The sequence below is a fragment of the Stenotrophomonas sp. PI_27 genome (assembly GCF_027854495.1).
Taxonomy (GTDB): domain Bacteria; phylum Pseudomonadota; class Gammaproteobacteria; order Xanthomonadales; family Xanthomonadaceae; genus Stenotrophomonas; species Stenotrophomonas pavanii.
This window is the reverse complement of the sequence record NZ_JAJNOF010000009.1, coordinates 76,266-97,048: the sequence shown is the minus strand read 5'-3', so window position 1 is coordinate 97,048 and position 20,783 is coordinate 76,266. Positions and strand designations below refer to the sequence as shown.

21 protein-coding genes are annotated in these 20,783 nt (G+C 70.0%); all 21 read right to left on the bottom strand.

What is annotated here, in order from left to right; genetic code table 11:
• Positions 1 to 112 precede the first annotated feature (112 nt).
• The 21 genes from LRM18_RS13165 to LRM18_RS13065 all read right to left on the bottom strand — a co-directional run bounded on the left by LRM18_RS13165 (position 113) and on the right by LRM18_RS13065 (position 20,755).
• The gene (locus LRM18_RS13165; RefSeq protein WP_270954791.1) at positions 113 to 3,451 is read right to left on the bottom strand and encodes an ankyrin repeat domain-containing protein; all 3,339 of its coding nucleotides are present in this window, start codon (positions 3,449 to 3,451) and stop codon (positions 113 to 115) included.
• Entirely contained in the window at positions 3,444 to 3,704 is a 261-nt protein-coding gene (locus tag LRM18_RS13160) for a YcgL domain-containing protein (protein ID WP_049459612.1), read from the bottom strand. Before LRM18_RS13160 ends, LRM18_RS13165 begins: the two co-directional genes overlap by 8 nt.
• A gap of 160 nt (positions 3,705 to 3,864) precedes the next feature.
• Positions 3,865 to 4,305 carry a hypothetical protein gene (locus tag LRM18_RS13155; RefSeq protein WP_005420284.1) on the bottom strand — a complete coding sequence of 147 codons (441 nt, stop codon included), beginning with the start codon at positions 4,303 to 4,305 and terminating at the stop codon, positions 3,865 to 3,867.
• A 61-nt stretch (positions 4,306 to 4,366) separates the two neighbouring features.
• Entirely contained in the window at positions 4,367 to 5,605 is a 1,239-nt protein-coding gene (locus LRM18_RS13150; RefSeq protein ID WP_270954790.1) for a beta-ketoacyl-ACP synthase, read from the bottom strand.
• The gene (gene fabG, locus LRM18_RS13145) at positions 5,605 to 6,336 is read right to left on the bottom strand and encodes a 3-oxoacyl-ACP reductase FabG (protein ID WP_049471205.1); all 732 of its coding nucleotides are present in this window, start codon (positions 6,334 to 6,336) and stop codon (positions 5,605 to 5,607) included. Before fabG ends, LRM18_RS13150 begins: the two co-directional genes overlap by 1 nt.
• The gene (locus LRM18_RS13140) at positions 6,333 to 6,788 is read right to left on the bottom strand and encodes a dehydratase (protein WP_032960608.1); all 456 of its coding nucleotides are present in this window, start codon (positions 6,786 to 6,788) and stop codon (positions 6,333 to 6,335) included. Before LRM18_RS13140 ends, fabG begins: the two co-directional genes overlap by 4 nt.
• Positions 6,785 to 7,969, bottom strand: a complete 1,185-nt coding sequence (locus LRM18_RS13135) for a beta-ketoacyl-[acyl-carrier-protein] synthase family protein (protein WP_053461653.1) — start codon at positions 7,967 to 7,969, stop codon at positions 6,785 to 6,787. Before LRM18_RS13135 ends, LRM18_RS13140 begins: the two co-directional genes overlap by 4 nt.
• Positions 7,966 to 8,523, bottom strand: coding sequence for a DUF3261 domain-containing protein (locus tag LRM18_RS13130; protein ID WP_049471201.1), 558 nt, complete (start codon positions 8,521 to 8,523; stop codon positions 7,966 to 7,968). The genes LRM18_RS13135 and LRM18_RS13130 overlap by 4 nt, the downstream gene beginning before the upstream one ends.
• Positions 8,511 to 9,761, bottom strand: coding sequence for an NAD(P)/FAD-dependent oxidoreductase (locus LRM18_RS13125; RefSeq protein ID WP_049471199.1), 1,251 nt, complete (start codon positions 9,759 to 9,761; stop codon positions 8,511 to 8,513). The genes LRM18_RS13130 and LRM18_RS13125 overlap by 13 nt, the downstream gene beginning before the upstream one ends.
• A gap of 55 nt (positions 9,762 to 9,816) precedes the next feature.
• Complete coding sequence (locus LRM18_RS13120; protein WP_270954789.1) at positions 9,817 to 12,171, bottom strand: MMPL family transporter; 2,355 nt, start codon at positions 12,169 to 12,171, stop codon at positions 9,817 to 9,819.
• Positions 12,164 to 12,793 (bottom strand): outer membrane lipoprotein carrier protein LolA, encoded by a 630-nt coding sequence (locus tag LRM18_RS13115; protein WP_053461657.1) that lies wholly within the window; start codon positions 12,791 to 12,793, stop codon positions 12,164 to 12,166. The genes LRM18_RS13120 and LRM18_RS13115 overlap by 8 nt, the downstream gene beginning before the upstream one ends.
• Entirely contained in the window at positions 12,790 to 13,215 is a 426-nt protein-coding gene (locus LRM18_RS13110) for an acyl-CoA thioesterase (protein ID WP_014648843.1), read from the bottom strand. The genes LRM18_RS13115 and LRM18_RS13110 overlap by 4 nt, the downstream gene beginning before the upstream one ends.
• Positions 13,208 to 14,758 (bottom strand): aromatic amino acid ammonia-lyase, encoded by a 1,551-nt coding sequence (locus LRM18_RS13105; RefSeq protein ID WP_270954788.1) that lies wholly within the window; start codon positions 14,756 to 14,758, stop codon positions 13,208 to 13,210. The genes LRM18_RS13110 and LRM18_RS13105 overlap by 8 nt, the downstream gene beginning before the upstream one ends.
• Positions 14,748 to 15,689, bottom strand: a complete 942-nt coding sequence (locus LRM18_RS13100; RefSeq protein WP_053462596.1) for an acyltransferase — start codon at positions 15,687 to 15,689, stop codon at positions 14,748 to 14,750. Before LRM18_RS13100 ends, LRM18_RS13105 begins: the two co-directional genes overlap by 11 nt.
• Before the next feature lies 1 nt (position 15,690).
• Positions 15,691 to 16,461 (bottom strand): glycosyltransferase family 2 protein, encoded by a 771-nt coding sequence (locus tag LRM18_RS13095; protein ID WP_049471187.1) that lies wholly within the window; start codon positions 16,459 to 16,461, stop codon positions 15,691 to 15,693.
• The gene (locus LRM18_RS13090; protein ID WP_270954787.1) at positions 16,451 to 18,136 is read right to left on the bottom strand and encodes an AMP-binding protein; all 1,686 of its coding nucleotides are present in this window, start codon (positions 18,134 to 18,136) and stop codon (positions 16,451 to 16,453) included. Before LRM18_RS13090 ends, LRM18_RS13095 begins: the two co-directional genes overlap by 11 nt.
• Positions 18,129 to 18,680: a hypothetical protein gene (locus LRM18_RS13085; RefSeq protein WP_270954786.1), complete on the bottom strand. Its 552-nt coding sequence runs from the start codon at positions 18,678 to 18,680 to the stop codon at positions 18,129 to 18,131. The genes LRM18_RS13090 and LRM18_RS13085 overlap by 8 nt, the downstream gene beginning before the upstream one ends.
• 22 nt (positions 18,681 to 18,702) lie before the next feature.
• Complete coding sequence (locus LRM18_RS13080) at positions 18,703 to 18,960, bottom strand: acyl carrier protein (protein WP_049471185.1); 258 nt, start codon at positions 18,958 to 18,960, stop codon at positions 18,703 to 18,705.
• 17 nt (positions 18,961 to 18,977) lie between these two features.
• Positions 18,978 to 19,235 carry a phosphopantetheine-binding protein gene (locus LRM18_RS13075; RefSeq protein ID WP_005411610.1) on the bottom strand — a complete coding sequence of 86 codons (258 nt, stop codon included), beginning with the start codon at positions 19,233 to 19,235 and terminating at the stop codon, positions 18,978 to 18,980.
• Positions 19,222 to 20,019 (bottom strand): lysophospholipid acyltransferase family protein, encoded by a 798-nt coding sequence (locus tag LRM18_RS13070; RefSeq protein WP_270954785.1) that lies wholly within the window; start codon positions 20,017 to 20,019, stop codon positions 19,222 to 19,224. Before LRM18_RS13070 ends, LRM18_RS13075 begins: the two co-directional genes overlap by 14 nt.
• Positions 20,012 to 20,755, bottom strand: a complete 744-nt coding sequence (locus LRM18_RS13065; protein ID WP_206632263.1) for a beta-ketoacyl synthase chain length factor — start codon at positions 20,753 to 20,755, stop codon at positions 20,012 to 20,014. Before LRM18_RS13065 ends, LRM18_RS13070 begins: the two co-directional genes overlap by 8 nt.
• Positions 20,756 to 20,783: the final 28 nt, after the last annotated feature.

Sequence of the window (20,783 nt, the reverse complement as noted above, 5' to 3'; positions counted from 1 at the left end):
AGGACGGACCCGGTAGTGCCGGCCGCTGGCCGGCAGCCTCGGTATCCCGGAGGTCTCAGGAGATTGCCGGCCAGCGGCCGGCACTACCTACTGCGGATTCCGACCCCGACCCTCAGCCGTTGTCGCGCAGGAACCGCGCCATCGACGAGACACCCGGCACGCGTGGTTCGAATTCGCCGGCCACGTCGATGAAGCCGCGCATCACTGCGATCTCGCGCGGACTGCGGTTGAGGCTGTCCCGCGCCTCCGGATCGGCGCCGGCACGCAACAGGCGCTGCACCAGCAACGGCAGGCCATGCAGCGCGGCCAGGTGCAGCGGACCGAAGCCGCGCGGGTCACGCACGTCCAGGCTGACGTCCTCATCCAGAAGCCGTTCCACCGCCGCCATCACCACCTGCTCGTCGCAGGCGGTGCCCGGCTCGGCACGTGCGCCCAGCAGCAGCAGCAACGGCGTGACCGAGCCCGCCGCCGCCTGGTCCGGTTCGGCACCGGCCAGCAGCAGGGTGTCGAGCAGGGCCAGCAGGCGGGAGCGGTCGCGGGCGCTGAAGCCATACAGCGCGGCACAGTGCAGCGGCCCCAGTTGCTGCGCGTCACCGGCATGCACGTCGGCACCGGCGGTGAGCAGGCGCGCGGCGATGTCCGGCAGGCCCAGCGCCGAGGCCAGCATCAGCACGGTCACCCCGCCCGGCAGGCGGTGTTCCAGCTTGGCGCCGGCATCAAGCAGAGCCGAGACAATGTCCACCTGGCGCATGCTGACCGCAGCCGACAACGGCGTCGCGCCACTGGCGGCAGCGTGCTGCGGATCGGCGCCGCGCGCCAGCAGCAGGTCGGTCACCGCCAGGTGGCCACCGCCGGCCGCACGCAGCAGTGCCGTGCAGCCCTGTGCATCGACAGCGTCGACGGCAAATCCCAGATCGATCAGGCGACGCACCGCGTCGACATCGCCGGCCATGGCCGCGGCCGGCAGATCCGCTTCGCGCAGGGTACGGCGCGGCAGCGGCCACACCCGCCAGTCCAGCCAGTCGGCCAGATCGCGGCGGCCGATCGACAGCGCCACGCCCAGCGGCGTCTGGCCGTCGGCAGCACGCGCTTCCGGCGAGGCACCGTGCTGCACCAGCAGCTTCAGTGCGCCTTCGCGGGCCAGCGCGGTGGCCAGGTGCAGTGCGGTCATGCCATGACTGTCGCGCGCCTCGCGATCGACGCCCGCCTTGAGCAGGGCCTGCTGCAGGCGCAGCCAGCCCAGGCGTACCGCCAGCGACAGCGGTGGGTCACCGGCCGGCGAGGCTGCGAACGGGTCCGCGCCACGTTCCAGCAGTTCCAGCGCCAGCTGTTCCAGGCCGCGGGCGGCCTGGTCGTGCTGCGCGCAGGCGGCCAGGAAGCGTGCCAGCCCACCGCGGCCGGTCGGTGACAGGCCGCGCTGCAGCATCACCTGCAGCGCCGGCACCGCGTCGATCCCGCGCGACAGCAGCGCGAACATCGGCGTATCGGCGCAGGCGTCGCGCACATAGGGATCGGCACCGTGGGCCAGCAGCCAATCGACCGCGCGCGGCTCCAGCGCCAGCTCCGGATCGAGCAGCAGGCCGCCGAGTTCCTCCGGCTGGCACAGCTTGGCCAGCGCGGCCATGCCATCGGTGTTGCCGAAGCCCAGCGCTTCGCGCAGCAGGGTCAGCGGCGGACGGTCCGGCAACAGGCCGCTGGCGCTGGCCGCTTCACCGCGCTCGGCCAGCCCATCACTGACGGCTGCCGGCAGCGGATAGGACGGGTCCAGCAGGGCCACGATCGCCCAGCGGCCCGCTTCGGCCGCGTAGTCCACCGCGCGGCGGCCAACCGGGTCGGTGGCGTCGGCGGCGATGCCCAGTTCGACCAGGCGCTTGATCAGCAGCGGCGAGACATCCTCGGCCATCACTGCCAGCTGCACCGCATTGCGGCCTTCGCCGTCCACCGCGACCAGGTCCGGCTTGTGCGGCAGCAGGTGCTCGACCACGGCGGCACGGCCGGCACGGGCGGCTTCCAGCCACGGCGTGCGGCCCAGTGCATCGCGCGCTTCCAGGTTGGCGCCGGCGCCCAGCAGCACGCCGATGATCTCCACGTGGCCGGCCAGCGCTGCCTCGTGCAGCGCGCTGCGGCGCTGGCGATCACGCGCGTCGGCGCGTGCCTTGTGCTTGAGCAGCAGCTGCACGCCGGCCGGATCGTCGTCCTCGGTGGCGGCGGCGGCCAGCAGCACCGGGGTGCCCTCGGCCGGTTCGCTGCGTGCACCGCGCTCGAGCAGGAAGCGGGCCAGGCGCCAGTTGCCGACCTGGCAGGCCACCGCCAGCGGCGACCAGCCGTCGCGGTTGAGTGCATCCACTTCGGCTGCGGCATCGCGCAGCAACGCTGCCACACCCGGGTCGGAACTGCGCGCGGCATGGTGCAGCGGGGTGTTGCCGTCGCTGTCGGTGGCGCGCGAATCGGCGCCGTTGGCGAGCAGGGTCATCACCGCTTCGGGACGGCCATGCCAGCTGTCGCGGGTGGCCGCCAACAGCGGCGTCATGCCCCGGTGGGGCGCATTCACATCGACGCCGCGGGCAATCAGTTCGCGCAGCAGGCGCAGGTCCGGCAGCACTGCGGCCAGCACCGCCAGGCTGCGCTGGTCACGCCAGTCCGGGTCCGGCAGCGCGTAGGGGTCGGCGCCGGCCTGCAGCAGCTGCAGGGCACGGTCGACGCGGCCGTGCCGGGCGGCTTCATACAGCGCAGGGGTCAGTTCTTGCGGCGCCATGGCTTCCAGCGGCGCGGTTTCCGCCACCACTGCGAACATCGATTCGTGGTCGCTGCTGGCCGCCGCCAACGGGCTGGGCCGCAACGCCACCAGCGGCGCGGGCGCGACCCGCTGCAGCAGCAGGTGCAGCAGCGGCGACAGCACCACCACCGCCAGCGCAGCCGGCCAGCGTGCGCTGTCCGGCAACAGGCCCGGCCAGGCCGGCAGCACCACCAGTGCGGCCAAGGCGATCACCAGCGCGGCCACGCCAAGACCACGCCAGGCGGTCAGATCGCGGCCGGCCAGTGCCTGCCAGTGCTGGGCCAGGCTGCCATCCAGGCGTTCGACATCGTTCCACAGCGGCCAGGTGCGCCAGGCCGCCAGCAGGCCGGCACTGACCAGCACGCTCAGGCCCAGCACCGCAGCCAGGCTGCCGCTGTCACGCAGTGCCGCCAACGGCCAGGCCAGCAGCAGGGCCAGCAGCAGCGGCGCGGCGGCCCACAGCGCCAGCAGCGCCGGCAGGTCCTGGCGAGCCACCAGCGCCAGCGGCCGCAGCGCGCGGCTGCGGCGCCACCACGACACCCCCAGCGCGAACGCCGGCTGCGCCAATGCGGCAAGCAGGGCACCCGGAACGCCGCCCACTGCGGCGCCCAGCGCCAGCACGGCACCGGCGGCGAAGGCGATCGACAGGACGCGCGGTCGGGAGGCGTCAGTCATAGTGACGCGGCATCAGGCTGGCCACCGACGGCGGCACCTGCAGATAGAACCCGCGTTCGCTCATTTCACTGCGGACCTTTTCCGGATCGGCCTGGGCCAGGCGGCGCTGGGCATCCAGGGCCACTTCCAGGACGAAGGCGAGCGCCCCCAGCGAGCTCAGCAGCGGCGCGGGCAGCGCACTGAAATCATCGCGTCGGGGAACGTAGACGTAGGTGTCCGGCTTGAGTTGGCTTTTATAGACGTAGGCGTGCATGTCCGCGGGACGATAACCCGGGAAGAGCCATGATTGTGTCGGAAAGCCGACAGCGGGGAAAGCCGTCAGCCGACGATGGCGGCGTGATCGGCGGCGTTTCCCCGGCGGGGTTCAGCAATGTGGCGGCGACGTTCAGCCAGCGCCGCCGCCACACGGGCGCTTACTTGACCTTGGCGTAGGTGCCCTTCAGCGCGACACCGGCGAGGATGGCGCCGGCGTAGCACTCGTAGTTGGTGCTGCTCTTGAACTCGTTCTTCTTGTAGTAGCTGACGATGTCGACCACGGCGTTGGCGCCGCGCGACTTGGCACCGTCCTGCAGCGCGCGCAGCGCCGACAGCGCGACCCAGCGGCAGGCCTCGGCATCGCTCTTGTTGGCCGCGTTGGTCTTCTTGTTGGTCACGTCTTCGCCCAGGCGCTGCTGCACGCTGACCGGCTGGCCGGCCAGGTAGAAGCGCACGCTGCCGTCAATGCCGGCGTCCTTGGCGGCCTGCGAATTGACCAGTTCCTGCAGGGACTGTTCGACACGCGTGTCGCGGGCAGAGGCGGTGGAGGTCAGGGCCAGCAGCGCGGTGGCAGTGGCGATCATGAGAGTGCGGCGCATCGAAACTTCTCCTTGTCAGGGGTGCGGGTGGGTAGCGGAAACAGTGCGGTGGGACGGTGGGTCACTCGCGCCAGCGGCGGAACACCAGCGAGGTGTTGATGCCGCCGAAAGCGAAGTTGTTGCTCATCACGTACTCGGCCTGCAGCTCGCGGCCCTGCCCGGTGATGAAGTCGAGCTGGCCACAGCGCGGGTCGACCTCGGCCAGGTTCAGGGTGGGCGCGAACCAGCCGGCGCGCATCATCTCGATGCTCAGCCAGGCCTCGAACGCGCCACAGGCACCCAGCATGTGGCCGACGTAGCTCTTCAGCGAGCTGATCGGCACGCGGTTGCCGAACACCTGCGCGGTGGCCTGGGTTTCGGCGATGTCACCGTGGTCGGTGGCGGTGCCGTGCGCGTTGACGTAGTCGATCTGCCCCGCGTCCAGGCCGGCATCTTCCAGCGCCAGGCGCATCGCCTGGGCCATGGTGTCGGCGCTGGGCTGGGTGACGTGCTGGCCATCGCTGTTGGTGCCGTAGCCGACCACCTCGGCCAGGATGGTGGCGCCACGCGCCTGCGCGTGTTCCAGGTCCTCCAGGATCAGCGTGCAGGCGCCCTCGCCCAGTACCAGGCCATCACGGCCGGCATCGAACGGGCGCGGCGTGGTCTGCGGCGCGTCATTGCGCACGCTGGTGGCGAACAGCGTGTCGAACACCGCCGCAGCGGTGGCATCGAGCTGCTCGGCACCGCCGGCCACCATCACCGTCTGCTTGCCGCTGCGGATCGCTTCATAGGCCGCACCCACGCCCTGGCTGCCGGAAGTGCAGGCACTGGACGTGGTGTACACGCGCCCGGACAGGCCGAAGAACACGCCGATGTTGACCGGCGCGGTGTGGCTCATCATCTTCAGGTAGGTGGTGGCACTGATGCCATCGGTGGTGAACTCGTTGAGCATGCGCCCGAATTCACCGGTGGCCTCATGGCTGCCCGACGAGGAACCATAGGCCACGCCGGTACGGCCGCTGCGCAGCACCGGGTGCTCGTGCAGGCCTGCCTCGCGCAGCGCCACCTCGGTGGCACGCACCGACATGATCGCGACCTTGCCCATCGAGCGGGTGGTCTTGCGGTTGTAGTTCGGCGGCAGCTCGAAGTCCTGCGCCGGTGCGGCCAGCTTGGTGTTCAGGCCGGCATAGACATCCCACTCGGGCATTGCACGCACGGCATTGCGGCAGCTGCGCAGGTGCGCTTCGATGGTGGGCCAGTCGTGGCCGAGCGGACTGATGGCGGCGGCGCCGGTGACCACCACGCGACGATTGGCGGCCATCAGATCATGCCTCCGTTCACCGAGATCACCTGGCGGGTGATGTAGCCGGCCGGCTCGGACAGCAGGAACGCCACCGTCGCCGCCACTTCGTCGGGACGACCGACGCGGCCGGCGGGAATCAGCTTGAGCGCGTGTTCAACCACTTCATCGTTGAGCATTTCGGTCTCGATCAGGCCCGGGGCCACGCAATTGACGGTGATCTGGCGGCTGGCCAGTTCCAGCGCCAGCGCCTTGGTGGCCCCGATGATGCCGGCCTTGGCGGCGCTGTAGTTGACCTGCCCGCGGTTCCCGGCGAGCCCGGATACCGACGACAGGGTGACGATGCGGCCCGGCTTGCGCCGCCGCACCATCGGCATGATCAGGGGATGCAGCACGTTGTAGAAGCCATCCAGGTTGGTGTGGATGACCTGGTCCCAGTCGTCGGCCGACAACGCCGGGAAGGCGCCGTCACGGGCGATGCCGGCATTGCAGACCACGCCGTAGTAAGCGCCATGCGCTTCGACATCGGCCTCCAGCGCGGCCCGCGCAGACGCGCGGTCGGCCACGTCGAACACCAGCACGCGGGCCTGCTGGCCCAGTGCCTCGATCTCGGCGACCACCGCCTGCGCTTCATCCACGCGGCTGCGGCAATGCACCACCACGTCGAAGCCGTCACGCGCGATGCGCAGCGCGATGGCCCGGCCAATGCCCCGGCTGGCGCCGGTCACCAGCACGCTTCGATTCCCTGTCATGCCTGTCCACTCTCCAGATAGGCCATCGCGTCGGCCGGTTCGAACACCGACACGTTGGCTGTCGCCCATTCGTCCTCGCCTGCCAGGATGCGGCAGGCGAACATCCCCAATCCATTGTCGCCCAACAGCTCGCAGCGCGCCTGCACGCGCAGCCGCGATCCGCTGGGAAAGCTGCTGCGCGGGCTGCTGTAGCGGCGGCTGCCAAGCAGGAAGCCCAACTGCGGCGGCTTGCCGGCCGCACGCGCACGGCAACCGGCCCACGCCGCGATGGCCTGCGCCATGTATTCGATGCCGACCCACGCCGGCACCTGGCCCTCCTCGACGAACAGGCCCGCGTCGGGCACCACCAGTTCGGCCTCGATGGTGTCCTGGTCCCAGTGCGTGATGCGCTCCAGCAGGCACATGTCCTGGCGGTGCGGCACCACCTCTTCGATCGCGTACAGCGTGTTCATCGACGCTCCAGCGCCAGCACGGCATTGCTGCCGCCGAAGGCAAACGAATTGCTCAGTACCCGCCGCGCCGGATGCGCCAGGCGGGTGGCCGGTGCGACCAGCGGCAGCACCGGCAATGCGGGGTCGGCCACGCCGTCCCACCAGTGAGGTGGCAGCTGCTGCTGCGGGTTCTCGGCCAGCACGATCCAGCACAGCGCTGCCTCGATCGCGCCCGAAGCACCCAGCGTGTGGCCGGTCAGCGGTTTGGTTGAACTGGCCGGCACGCCGTTGCCCAGCACCTGCGCCACCGCCAGGCTTTCCATCGCATCGTTGTGGCCGGTGGCGGTGCCATGCAGGTTCACGTAGTCCACCTCATCGGCCGCCCAGCCGGCGCGCAGCAACGCCTGCTGCAGAGCATCGATGGCGCCAAGCCCTTGCGGGTCGGGGGCGGACATGTGGTGCGCGTCGGCCGACTCACCCCAGCCGGCCAGGCATACCGGGCCGGGCTCGCGGGTGAGCAGGAACAGCGCGGCGCCCTCGCCGATGTTGATGCCGGCGCGATGCTGCGAGAATGGATTGCAGCGCAGCGCCGAGACCGATTCCAGCGCGCTGAAGCCGGCCACGGTGAAGCGGCACAGCGAATCGGCACCGCCGGCGATCACTGCATCGACGATGCCCGCGCGCAGCATGCGTGCGGCCGACATCAAGGCCTTGGCGCTGGACGAGCAGGCGGTGGACAGCGTCCATGCCGGGCCCTGCGCGCCACTGCGCTGGCGCACGAACTGCGCGGCGGTGCCCATTTCCTGCTGGGCGTAATCGAACCCGGGCGGCCATTGGCCCTGTTCGGCATGGGTGCGCAGGGCCTGCTCGGATTCACCGATGCCCGAGGTACTGGTGCCCAGCACGACCGCCACGCGTTCGGCGCCGTGGCGGGCGATCGCGGCGGCCACCGCCGGTGCGATCTGCGCCAGCGCCACGTCAAGCAGGGCGTTGTTGCGCCCGCGCAGGGCGGCCGGCAGTTCTTCCAGCGTCGGCAGCGGTGTACGCACCTGCCCCAGCGCCAGGGTGTGTCCCGGCAGCAGGGTATCGTTGTCGCTGAGCCCGCCCGGCACGCCGGCGAACATCGCCGACGCCACCGCGTCGCGGCCATCGCCGAGCGCGCAGACCACGCCCAGGTCGTTCAGGTAGATCGGTGCACTCATCGATCCGGCCCGGCCATGTCGATCGATTCGATGCGCAGCGCATAGCCTTCGGCCCGGTTGTCCAGCTGCACGCTGCCATCGTCCAGGCGCAGTAGCTGCAGCCACACCGTGCCATCGCGCGACAGGCTGCGCTGATGACCATCGTCACGGACCTGCCAGCCGGCCGGCAGCGCGGCGGCGATGGCCGCGGTCGGCCACAACGCGAACTGCAGGTCATCCAGCACGCGCTCGGCGCGCACCTGCGGCGGCAGCCACGGCGCGCGCTGCTGGGTCAGCTGCTGGCCGTCCCACTGCAGGCGCACACCGGTCTGGCCCATCGCCTGCACGGCCAGCTGCACCTGCTGCGCATCGGCTTCCAGCAGCGCATCGAGGTCGCGTTCATGGCTGCCGAAACGGAAATGCAGCTGCTGCTGCAACGCCAGCGGCGCCGGCAGGCTGGCCGGCGACAGGCGCAGCGGCGGCAGTTCCACCAACGGCTTCGGCATGCGGCCTGCGCAGGCCGCCAGCAGCAGGCTCAGCAGCAGTGCCGTGGCAGGGGCGATCAGGCGCCGCACAGCTGCTCCAGCACGCGCATCCGGCGGCCACTGTCATCGGCCACGTACGGGTTGTTGGTGTCCCAGGCGTAACCGGCCAGGATGGAGCTGATCATGTCGCGCACTTCGGGCTGCTGCTGCGGGTGGTAGATGATCTTCTGGAAACCGCCTTCGTACCAGCTTTCGACGAAGCGGCGGAAGGTCTTCACGCCCGCCCGCAGCGGGACCGAGAACTCCGCTTCCCAGTCCACGGCTTCGCCGGCGTAGCGGCGCGCCAGGCATGCGCTGGCCAGCTGCGCGGACTTGAAGGCGATGGTCACGCCGGACGAGAACACCGGGTCGAGGAACTCGCCGGCATTGCCCAGCAGGGCATAGCCCGGCCCCCACAACGAACTGACATTGGCCGAATAGCCGGTGATGCGGCGTACCGGCAGCACCGCCCATTCGGCATTGGCCAGCAGCCGGGTCAGGTTCGGATCCTCGCCGACGATCGCCTGCAGCTTCTGCAGGTCGTCGCCGTCGTAGCGCTCGAAGAACGACGGCTCGGCCACCACGCCCAGCGAGCAGCAGCCGTTGGAGAACGGGATGGTCCAGTACCAGACGTCGACGTGCTCGGGGTGGGTGGTGATCAGGATCTTGTTGCGATCGAAGTCCGCTTCGGCCGGGATGTTGTCGCGCACATGGCAGAAGATCGCGCCGCGCACCGGGAAGTTGGACGGCGATTCCAGCTGCAGCAGGCGCGGCAGCAGGCGCGCGAAGCCCGAGGCGTCGAGGATGAAATCGGCCTCGATGCGGTACTCGCTGCCGTCCGGGCGGCGCACCGTCACCGCCGGCTGCTCGCCGGGCTCGACCGACAGCACCTCGTCGCCGAAACGCAGCGTGGCCCCCATTCGCTCGGCACCGCGCGCCAGCACGTTGTCGAAATCGGCGCGCTGCACCTGGTAGGTGGTGCCCCAGCCCGGCGAGAACTTCTTCCTGAAGTCGAATGCGGTACGCGCTTCGCCGTGCACGAAGGCGGCCCCGTTCTTGTGCTGGAAGCCCGCCTCGACCACGTCCTGCAGCAGGCCGGCCGCCTCGATGTACTCCATGCTCTGCGGCAGCAGGCTTTCGCCGATGGAAAAGCGCGGGAACTGCTGGCGTTCCAGCATCAGGACCTGGCGGCCCTGCTGGCGCAGCATCGCCGCGGCCACCGAGCCGGCCGGTCCGGCGCCGATGATCAGGATCTCGGTACGTTCGACAGCATCCACAGCAGTGTTCATCGGTGCGTCCTTGTTGCTCGATCAAGTGGAAAAATGGAAGTCGGGAAAACCGCGGTCAGGCCGGCGGCAGATCGTGCGGCGGCGGCCGGAACAGCGGCGAGATCAGCCAGACCAGGCCGATGCCGAACAACAGGGTCAGGCCAAAGGCGCGCAGCGCCGGCGTCTGCGACAGGCCGAGCAGGCCGAACGACAGCCAGGTGCTGGCCGCGCCCACGCACACGGCCAGCCACGCGCTGGCGTCGCCGCGGTGCTCGATCAGGAAGATGCCGTAGTCGATGCCCATGCCCAGCAGCAGCATCAGCGCCAGCACGTTGAACAGCTGCAGCGGCTGGCCGAACAGGCCCAGCAGGCCCAGGGTCAACGCACCGGCAACCAGGGTCGGTGCGAACACGCGCCAGGCCTGGCGGCGGTAGCGCAGCCACAGCGCACCGAACACCAGCACGATGCCGACCAGCAGCAGCCCCCCCATCAACTTGCGGTAGTGGCCCAGCAGCTGCGAGAAGTCGGCGGTGCGATCCACCCAGCGCACGCCGGGCAAGCCCTCGGCCGCGCCACGCAGGGTCGCCAGCGCATCGGCGCGCGACAGGTCGTCGACCATCACCACGCTGATCATCTGCCCGCCAACCTCACCCACCCACAGGTAGCGGAACGGCTGCGACGCCGGCGAGGCCAGGAACGCCTCGGCGGTCAGCGGCGTGGTGGCGAAGTCCGGGCGCGGCAAGGGTTCTCCGACTGCATCGGACACGGCCTGCAGCACGCCCGGTTCCACCTTGGCGGTCAGCGCGGCGTCGGCCTGCTGGCGTGCCGGCGACGGCAGCCAGTCACTGATCGCGCGGTAACCGCCGATGCGCTTGTCGGCGGCCAGCGCACGCAGGCGTCCGGTCAACGCCTCTTCGCGCTGCAGCAGCTGCGCAGCGTCGCTGCCCTGCACGAGGTAGAACTGCGCCGGGCTGGGCATCCCCAGCAACTGGCTCAGGCGGATCTGCTGCGCCATCAACGCCGGCGGCGAGGACTGCAGGCTGCGCAGGTCGTCGTCGCTGTGCAGGCGGGTGATGCCGATGGCCGAAAGCACCACGGTGGCACCGAGGAACACCATCACCGGCCGGCGCCCCTGCAGGCGCGGGAAGCGCTCCAGCGTGTTGCCCAGCCACTGCGAGAAACGGGTCTTGCGGATCTCGCCGCCATCCAGCCACGGGAACCAGAAGATCACCGTGAGGAACGCGGCCGCCAGGCCGACTACCGAGAACAGCGCCATCTGGCGCAGGCCCGGGAACGGTGCCAGGCCCAGTGCCAGGTAGGCCAGCGCGCTGGTCAGCAGGGCCAGCCACAGGCCCGGCAGCAGGTGACGCAGCAGTTTCCAGCGGCGATCGGCCGGCTCGGCCTGGCGCGATGCAAACCAGTGGATGCCATAGTCCTCGGCCACGCCCACCAGCGATGCGCCGAACACCAGGGTCAGCACGTGCACCTTGCCGAACACCAGCACGGTCACCGCCAGCGCCACGCCACAGCCGATCAGCAGCGACGCGGCGACCAGCAGGATCGGGCGCAGCGAACGGAACGCCAGCCACACCAGCAGCAGCACCGCGACCAGCGAGCCCCAGCCGATGGTATTGATCTCACGGTTGGCCTGCACTGCGGCCGCCTCGGCATGCAACGGCACGCCGGCATGCAGGATTTCCAGCTCCGGCGCTGCCGTCCTGGCGGCCTGCCCGGCACGTTCCAGCAGGCCATCGAGATGGCGCTCGCCATCCAGCTGGAACGCCGACCCCGGCGTATCGAACTGCAGCACGGCCCAGTGCCTGCCCTCGGCTTCGAGCAGGCCGTCATCGCCCAGCCGCAACCCTGAGCCCTGCGCCTGCTGCTGCCACCATTGCGGCCACAGCGACAGCGGGTCTTGCCGCCAGTCGGTCAGGCGCGGGGCGCCCATCGGGCCATACAGTGCAGCCAGCGCCTGCTCGGCCAGCGCGCCCGGCTCGCTGCCCTGCAGCTGCTCGCGCTGGGCCGGCGTCAGCAGGCGGTCGCGGTACGGCGCGTAGAACGCGCGCGCCTCGTCGAACCAGCCTTCGATCGAGCCACTGGGCACCAGCAATGCATGGTCGACGTCCTCGGCCATGGCCGCAGCGAAGGCCGCCTGCGCGCGCTTGGCGGCAGCGCCATCCTTGCTGCCCAGCAGCACCACCACCTGCCGCGAGCTGCCGTCGGCAATGCGCCGGGTGACGTCGCTCAACAGGCGGTCATGGGCATCCTGCGGCAGCAGCGCGAGGATGTCGGTGTCGATCCGCGACTGCTGGCTCCACAGGTGCCACTGCTGCGCGCCCAAGCCCAGCAGCAGCACCAGCCAGGCGATGCCCAGCCAGTGCCACCAGCGCCGCAGCCGCGCCGCTGCGTTCGATGCGACGGCCTCATTCAAAGCGGCGTGCCTCGTCGGCGCTGAGGGTGGCCGGTGCCTCGCTCAGCGCGCTGAACTGGATCTGCGTGCGGTCCTTGTTGGCCTCGACGATCTCGACCTGGCGCACGTAGCGGTCACCCTGCAGGGTCAGCGACTGGAAGGCCTTGGCCAGCATCGCCGACTTCGGCGTCAGGCGCAGCCGCCAGCCCTGCCCTTCGCGGCTGGCCGCCACATTGAACTGGCTCGACAGCGCCTGCACGTCGCCGCTCATCAGCGCGAACATGATCGCGTTCACCGAACGCATCGCCGGCTGCTGCCGTGCGTCGAGCTCGACACGGGTGCTGCCATCGCGCTGGCGGCTGAGGATGCGGTCGGCAGTGACCACCACTTCGGAAGGGAACGGCTTGAGCGTGGTCCAGATCACGCCGTGCTGGCGCGCGACCACGAACTGGCCCTGCGAGCGCAGCGGGTTCTTGAAGCCGCTGACCTGCTTTTCCTGGCTGAACTGGCCACGCAGTACCTCCGGCCGCGCCACCGCCTGGGTGATCGCATCGATGGCGGGGTCGGCGGCCTGCACCTGTGGTGCGGCAACGAAGATCAGCGCGCACAGCAGCACGCTCGAAAGACGGACAAGGGTGTTCACGGTGCAGGCACTCCCAGGCGTTCCCACAGTACCGGCGGGCATTGGTAGAGCATTTCCTTGCTGGCCGCGTCCACCGCGACCTGGATGGTCATCGCGCGCGTCAGCACCTGGCCGCTCTGCGCATCGAGGATTTCATACTCGATCTTCAGCCGGTTCTCCCATTCCACGATGCGCGCGACCACGCGCAGGGCCTGGTTGAACAGCAGCGGCCGCACGTACTTCACCCGCGCATCGACCACCGGCCACAGGTAGCCCGATTCGAGCATCTGCGGGTAGTCGTAGTCATAGCGCCCGAGCAGCGCGCAGCGCGCGATTTCGAAGTACTTGAAGTAGTTGCCATGCCAGACCACGTTCATCGGATCGCAGTCATGGAAGGCAGGGGTCAACGCGATTTCGCCAACCCGTTCGATGGCCTCATTCACCGGCGTACAGCTCCCAACGTTGCGCGCGGATCTCCACCAGCAGTTCCCGCAGTTCGCGATCCAGCGCGCGGTCTTCTTCGACCAGGGCGATGCGCTGCCCCAGGTCGGCGTACATGTCGGCCAGACTGCCATGCAGCTGCGCATTCAGGCCAACCCGTTCGCGCAGCGCCAGGCCCTGGCGGGCAGCGATCAGAATCGCGGCCACCACCTGCTCGGTCAGCTCGATCACGCGCAGGCAGTCGCGCGCGGCAATGGTGCCCATGCTGACCTTGTCCTGGTTGTGGCACTCGGTGGAGCGCGAGAACACGCTGGCCGGCATGGTCTGCTTCAGCGCTTCGGCGGTCCAGGCCGAAACGCTGATCTGCAGCGCCTTCAGGCCATGGTTGATGGCCGCGCGCGGGCCGGTGGCGGCCGACAGGTTGGCCGGCAGGCCATGGCTGTAGCGGGCATCGACCACCAGCGCCAGCTGCCGGTCAAGCAGATCGGCAACGTTGGCCACGGTGTTCTTCAGGGTGTCCATCGCCAGTGCGATGTGGCCCCCGTAGAAGTGGCCGCCATGCAGGATGCGCTCGCCATCGGCATCGATCAGCGGGTTGTCGTTGGCGCTGTTCAGCTCGGTTTCGATCAGCTGGCGCAGGAACGGCAGGCTGTCTTCCAGCACACCGATGACGTGCGGCGCGCAGCGCAACGAGTAGCGGTCCTGCAGGCGCTGTTCGTTGCGCGGCGGGCGTTCGCTGTGCAGGTCGCTGCGCAGGCGCGCAGCGATGCGGCCCTGGCCCGGGTGTGGCTTGGCGGCGAACAGGGTTTCGTCGAAGTGGTGCGCGTTGCCGTCGCTGGCCAGCACGTTGAACGCGGTCAACCGCGTGGCCATGCGGGCCAGGTAATCGGCGCGCTGCCAGGCCAGGCAGGCCAGGCCGGTCATCACCGCGGTGCCGTTCATGATCGCCAGGCCTTCCTTCGGCCGCAGCTTCAGCGGGGTCATGCCGATCTTCGCCAGCACTTCGGCCGCCGGCTGCACGCGGCCGTCGTGCAGCACCTCGCGCTCGCCGCACAGCACCGCCGCCACGTACGACAGCGGGGTCAGGTCGCCGCTGGCACCGACCGAGCCTTCGGCCGGGATCATCGGCAGCACATCGTGCTGCAGCAGCGTGGCCAGGCCTTCCAGCAGCGGCACGCTGACGCCGGACATGCCGCGCACCAGCGAGGCCAGGCGCGCAGCCAGCACCGCACGGGTCTCGACCGGGTCCAGGTAACGGCCCAGGCCGCAGCCGTGGTAGGTGTACAGGTGGTGCGGCAGCTCGGCCACCAGCGCCGGCGGGATGTTCACCGTGCACGAGTCGCCATAGCCGGTGGTCACGCCGTAGATCACGCCATCCTCGCGCAGCAGGCGGTCGAGGAAGTCGGCACCACGCTGGATGTGCGCGCGGAACGCCGGCGCGTCGCTCAGTGCGGCCTCGCACTGGCGCTGGGCCAGGGCAACCACGTCTTCGATGGTCAACGGTGCATCGCCAAAGCGGCACACGGGTACGGCGTCAGTCGTCATGCGGAGCCTGATCCCAGAAGGGGAAGAAATTGAACCAGTCCAACGGGGACTGGATGACCTGGAGTTCCAGCCAGCGCGCGAAGCGCTGTGCCTGTTCGGCCAGCGCGGCGTCGCGCGAGCCACGCGGCAGTACGATGCGTTCGGCGAACTGTTCGAATGCCACCCGATAGCCGTCGCCCTCGTGCAGGCAGGCCATGGTGTAGACCGGGCACCCCAGCGCCGCGGCGAGCACATAGGCGCCGATCGGGAACGGCGCGCGGTGGCCCAGGAAATCGGCGGTGACGCTGCGGCCACCCTGTACCGGCGTGCGGTCGCCGACGATGGCAACGAAGCCCCCCGCCGCCACGCGCTCGGCCAGCATCACCGCCGTGGCTGGCCCCATTTCGGTCACCTGCACCAGTTCCACCGCCGCCAGCGGGTCCAGCCGCTGCAGCAAACGGTTGAAGCGCTGCGCGTGCGCGGTATGCACCAGCACGGTGATACGGAATCCCGGCACCTGCTCGGCCAGCACCTGGCACAGCTCCAGGCAGCCGATGTGCGCGGTGAGGATCAGCCCGCCCTCGCGGCGCGCGATCTTCTGCAGTACCAGGTCGCGGTGCAGGTGGATGCGGTCGGCCGGGTAGCGCCCGCCCAGGCCGAGGATCTTGTCCAGCATCGTGTCGGCGAAGGCGAAGAAGTGGCGCAGGCTGTCACGCCGTGTCGGCGCGCGGCCAAGCACGCCGCTGTGCGCCTGCAGCCGCTGCAGGTACTGCATCGAGGCCTGGCGCCCTACACGGTTGCCCAGCCAATGGCAGGCCACCACTGGCCACACGCACAGGCGGAACGGCCAGCGCCCGAACCAGCGGTGCACCCAGCACAGGAACAGCACGCCGGCCACCGACGTCGATTCGCCGATGTCGGCCCAGTGCGGGGCGCCCTGCGCGGCCGCCATCTCAGCGCTGCCCCCGCAGGCGGCGCCACAGCAGGCGCGGCGCACGCCAGAGCATGCCGAAGAACAGGCGGGTATGCATGCGGCTGATGCGCACGTTGTCGCGCCACACATCGAAGTGCGACACGCCATCGGACGGATAGGTCACCCGCGTGGCCAGGTGCTCGACCGGCAGCCGGCGCCAGTACAGGCGCACCATTATTTCGGTATCGAAATCCATGCGCCGGCCGATGGTCTCTTCACCGATCAGGCGCAGCACCGGCGGCAGCGGATACACGCGGAAACCACACATGGTGTCGCGCAGGTGCAGCGACAGCGTGTTGATCCAGACCCAGATGTGGGTGGCGTAGCGGCCATACAGGCGCGCCTTGGGAACACTGGCGTCGTAAGCCGGAATGCCGCAGATCACCGCCTCGGGATGGGCGCGCGCGGCTTCGATGAAGCGTGGCAGGTCAGCGGTATCGTGCTGGCCGTCGGCATCGATCTGCAGCACGTGGCTGTAGCCACGCGCGCCGGCCTCGGCAAAACCGGCCAGCATCGCCCCGCCCTTGCCCTGGTTGATGTCCAGGCGCAGCAGGTCGACGCCTTGGCGCTGTGCCAGCGCGCGCAGCACCGCCGCGCACCCATCGTGCGAACCATCGTCGACCAGCAGGCAGGGCAGCCCCGCGGCCTGCACGCCATCGACCACCGCCGCGATGGCGTGCTCGTGGTCGTAGACGGGAATCACAACCAGTGGCGCGAATGCGGCACCGGCAACGGCCGGATCAGTCCGCATCAGCGAAAACCACCCTGCCGCTGGCATGCACACCGTGGCTGGAGGTGTAGCGGAAGGCCAGCACGTTGCGTGCGGCATCCCAGTCCAGCTGCAGGGTCAACTCGTCACCGGGGCGGGCCACGTGCTGGAATTTCACCGCATCCATGCGCACGAACGCGGCCGGCATCACGAACGTCTGCCGGGCGAAGCGCACCGCCCAGTCCAGCTGCGCCACGCCGGGCAGGATTGCCGCCTGTGGGAAGTGGCCCTGGAACGGCCGCAGCGCCGGGTCCAGGGTCATGCGCAGGGTGGCGCTGGCGGCATCGCGGCGGTCCCACGCCGGCACCGGCATCAACGGCTGGAACAGCGCCGCCAGCGCGGCCTGGGTCACCTTGCCCTGCGCATTGATCGGCAGCGCCTGCACCAGGCGCCAGCGGCGCGGACGGGTCACCGCGTCATGCGCGTTGGCCAGGCGTGCGCCCAGGCGCTGGCCCAGCGACCGCCGCGCAGCGTCACCGCCCTCCAGCAGCGCCGGGTCGGCCGGCACCACCACGGCGGCCAGCTGCTCGCGATGGCCCGGCAGGACCAGTACACGCGCGTCATCCACCTCGGCATCCTCGCGCAGCGCGCGTTCCAGCGCATCCAGCGATACCCGGCGTTCCTCGATCTTGACGATGCGGTCGGCCCGGCCCAACAGGCGGAAGCGGCCGTCGGCCAGGGCTTCAACACGGTCCTGGGTGCGCCACCAGTCAGGGGTGTCCAGATGCGCCGAGGCCACCGCCAGGCAGCCGTCGTCGATCCGCCACTGCACGCCCGGCAACGGCTGCCACGGCGGCAGGTCGGTGTCCCAGCGGCGCCAGGCGATGCCGCCGGTCTCGCTGCTGCCGTAGACCTCGGTCGGGGCCACGCCCAGCCACTGCCGCACCTGTCGTGCCGCTTCTTCCGGCAGTGGGCCACCGGAGGAGAACACCGCGCGCAGGCGGCCGTGCAGGCTGGCCCAGTCGAGCTGCTCGGGCAGGCGCTTGAGGTGGGCCGGCGTTGCCACCAGCACCGTGTCGGTACCGGCCAGCGCGCCGACCAGGTCTTCGTGGAAGAACCGGCGCGGATGGATCAGGCGGCCGGCGGCCAGTGGCCACAGCACGCGGAACAACAGCCCGTAGATGTGCTGGTGGGAGACCGTGCCATGGACCTGCACACCCTCCATCTGCGCGCCGAACGCGGCCTGCAGCGCCTCCACCTCGCGCGCCAGCTGGTCCAGCCGCTTGCCGATCGCACTGGGCTGGCCGGTGCTGCCGGAGGTGAACACGCACAGCTCGCAGGCGCGCTCGTCCAGCGCCTGCAGCCCGTCGTCCAGCACAGCATCCGGTGCGGCCAGCGGGCGGTAATCGGCACAGACATCACCGGCGAAACCGCTCACCTGCGGCTGCAACGCCTGCAGCGTGGCCGGCAGGTTGTCGGCGGCCAGGAACACCCGCTTGCCGGCATGCCAGGCACCGAACAGCGCCGCGGCAAAGGCCACGGCGTCATCGAAGTACAGGGCCCAGTCGCGGCCTTCGGCCGCCGCAAAGGCGGCGCGCCAGGCCAGCACGCGCTGGCGGAAGCCGGCATGATCGATCACCTCGCCATTGCAGAGGCCGACGCTGCGCTGCGGCCGGGCCTCCAGCAGCAGCCGGTCCAGGGCAATCCACTCAGCCATGCGCGTGCGCCGCCTTCAGCCGCCGCCGCACCAGCCACTCCCCTGCGAACAACACACCCATCATCACGTACGCCAACAATCCGTTGTAGAGCATCCAGGCCCGGTCCGACGCGTACAGCGCGGTCAGCAGGGCCAGGCTGCCGTTGAGAACGAAAAAGCCGCACCACACCTGGGTGACGCGGCGGGTATAGGCCACCGCGAACGGGGGCAGGTCCGGCTCCTGAAGCCGCGCCAGGCGCTCCACCAGTGGCGGCCCGAAGCGCAGGCTGGTGCCGAACACCGCCAGCATCACCGCATTGACCAGCACCGGGTACAGCTTCAGCGGCAGGGCCTGGTTGAGCACGGTGGCCAGCACGGCCAGCAGGCCAGCCCCGGCCGCGGCGGCCCACCACAATGGCTGGCGCGTGGTCAGCGCGCGCAGCAGCGCCAGGGTGAACAGCAGCAGCGACAGCCAGCGCGGCTCGAAGCGGCCCATCGCCAGGTACACCAGCAGCGGGTAGGCGAGCGAGATCGCTGCCACCACGACGGTACGTGCGCGAGCCATGGCGAAGCCGCCGGCGCTGCGGTCAGGCGGCTGCCTGGTCCGGCAGCAGTCCATGCACGACATCAACGATGTCCTGCACGGTGCGCACGGCCTTGAACGCTTCCGGCTGCAGGTTGCGGCCGAGCAGGGGCTTGAGCTGCACGATCAGGTCGACCGCATCGATGCTGTCGATGTCCAGGTCGTCATACAGGCGCGCCTCGGGGGTGATCCGGGCGGCGTCGATCTCGAAGCTGTCGGTCAGGATGCTGACGATGCGTTCGAACAGTTCATTCTTGGTCATGGCAATTCCTGGCGCCGTTACGACTGGCGGGCGGCGACGAACTCGCCGAGCGCGCGCACGCTGGAGAAATGGCGACGGGTTTCTTCCGAGTCGGCCGACAGGCTGACACCGTACTTCTTCTGCAGTGCCAGGCCCAGCTCCAGCGCGTCGATCGAATCCAGGCCGAGGCCCTCGACGAACAGCGGCGCGGTCGGATCGATGTCCTCCGGCGTGATGTCCTCCAGCGAAAGGGAGGAAATGATCAATTCCTTGATCTCGTGCTCAAGTGCTTGCACGGGGCGGATCTCCAGACAGGTCGAAATAACGAGAAAGGTGCTCGGTGACGCGGCGTGCTGCCAAGGCATCCCCCCTTGGCGAGTCGTCATCGGCCAGGAAGGGCGCGATCGGGATATCTTCGCCGATCTGCAGCCGAACGTGAAAGCGACGTGAGGGTACACGATACCACTTCTGCCCCTTGGTCAACGTGGGCGGGGTGCAGGTGATCCGCACCGGGGTGATGTCCAGCCGGCCGCGGACGGCGATGTTGGCGGCCCCGCGCTGCAGCCGCAGCGGCTGGCCCGGCACGCTGCGGGTGCCCTCCGGGAAGATCACCAGGGTGCCGCCCGCATGCACCGCGGCCACGCAGTCATCGACCAGGCCCGCCCCGTCGTCGTTGGCGATGTAGCCGGCCGCCCGCACCGGGCCGCGCATGAACGGGTTGCAGGCCACGGCCCGCTTCACCACGCAGTCGGCGTTGGGCAGCAGCGAGATCAGGCAGACCACATCGATCAGGGTCGGATGATTGGCCAGCACCAGCAGGCCGTCGCGCTGCAGGCGCTCACCGCCCTCGATCTGGTAGGTCATCACCCCCAGCGCACGCATCAGGCGCAGGTGGCTGGCAAAGGCGACCTGGACCACGCGGCGGGCGCGGCGGCGGCGGACCACCGGGTCGCGCATCAGCAGCAGCACCGGCATCACCAGCACGCCCAGCAGCAGGCCGCCCACGCCGAACGCGGCAAAGCTCAGGCCGGTGCCGAGCACCCGCCAGGCGTGATCGAGGCGGCGCAGCGCCTCAGCCACGGCGTCCCCAGCGCCATCTCTGGCCCTGGGCCACATGTTCCAGCGCCGGCGCGCCGGACAGCAGGAAGCGGTGCAGGTCCAACGCGTGCGGCAGCGTGCCCGGGGCGGTGTCGGCCGTGGCCGGCGCCGCGTCCCACTGCAGCGAGAGCACCGGCTGGCCCGCTGTCGGTGCCGTCAATCGCCAGCACCAGGCAAAGAACGGGTCGGGTTCGTCAGCGAACGTCGCGTAAATCTCGGGAAGGGGCGACTCGTAGACGACCACCCGCACCTCGCGGGCACCATCGGCCAGCAGACCGGCGGCCTCCAGGCAGGCGGCCTCGACCGTGGCCTGTCCAGCGGCCAGCGCCAGGTAGTTGCCGCGGTGGCCGCGGGCGATCGAGTACAGGGCAGCGATCGCGTTGTGCACCGACAGGCCGAACCCGGTCGGGGACAAAGGCTGATCGCTGGCCAGCGCCCCCAGCAGGTCCATCGAACGGGCCACGTCACCGTGGCGGCTGGCGAACACCAACGGGACCTGGCTGTCCGCGCCCTGCCCATCCTCGCACCAGCAGGCGGTCTGGATCGCCATCCGGCCCAGCCGCTCGATGCGGCGGCGCTGCATCGCCGGGATCTCGGCCAGCGCCGGCGTGTCTTTGCCCTGCGGCAGGTATGGCGCACCGGCCCAGCCCAACCACTGGCTACGCTCGCTCAGGCCGGGCGCCCAGGCGGCCCAGTCGACGATGGAGAATTCAATCATTTAGCGACGGTGCTTCAATGGGAGAACG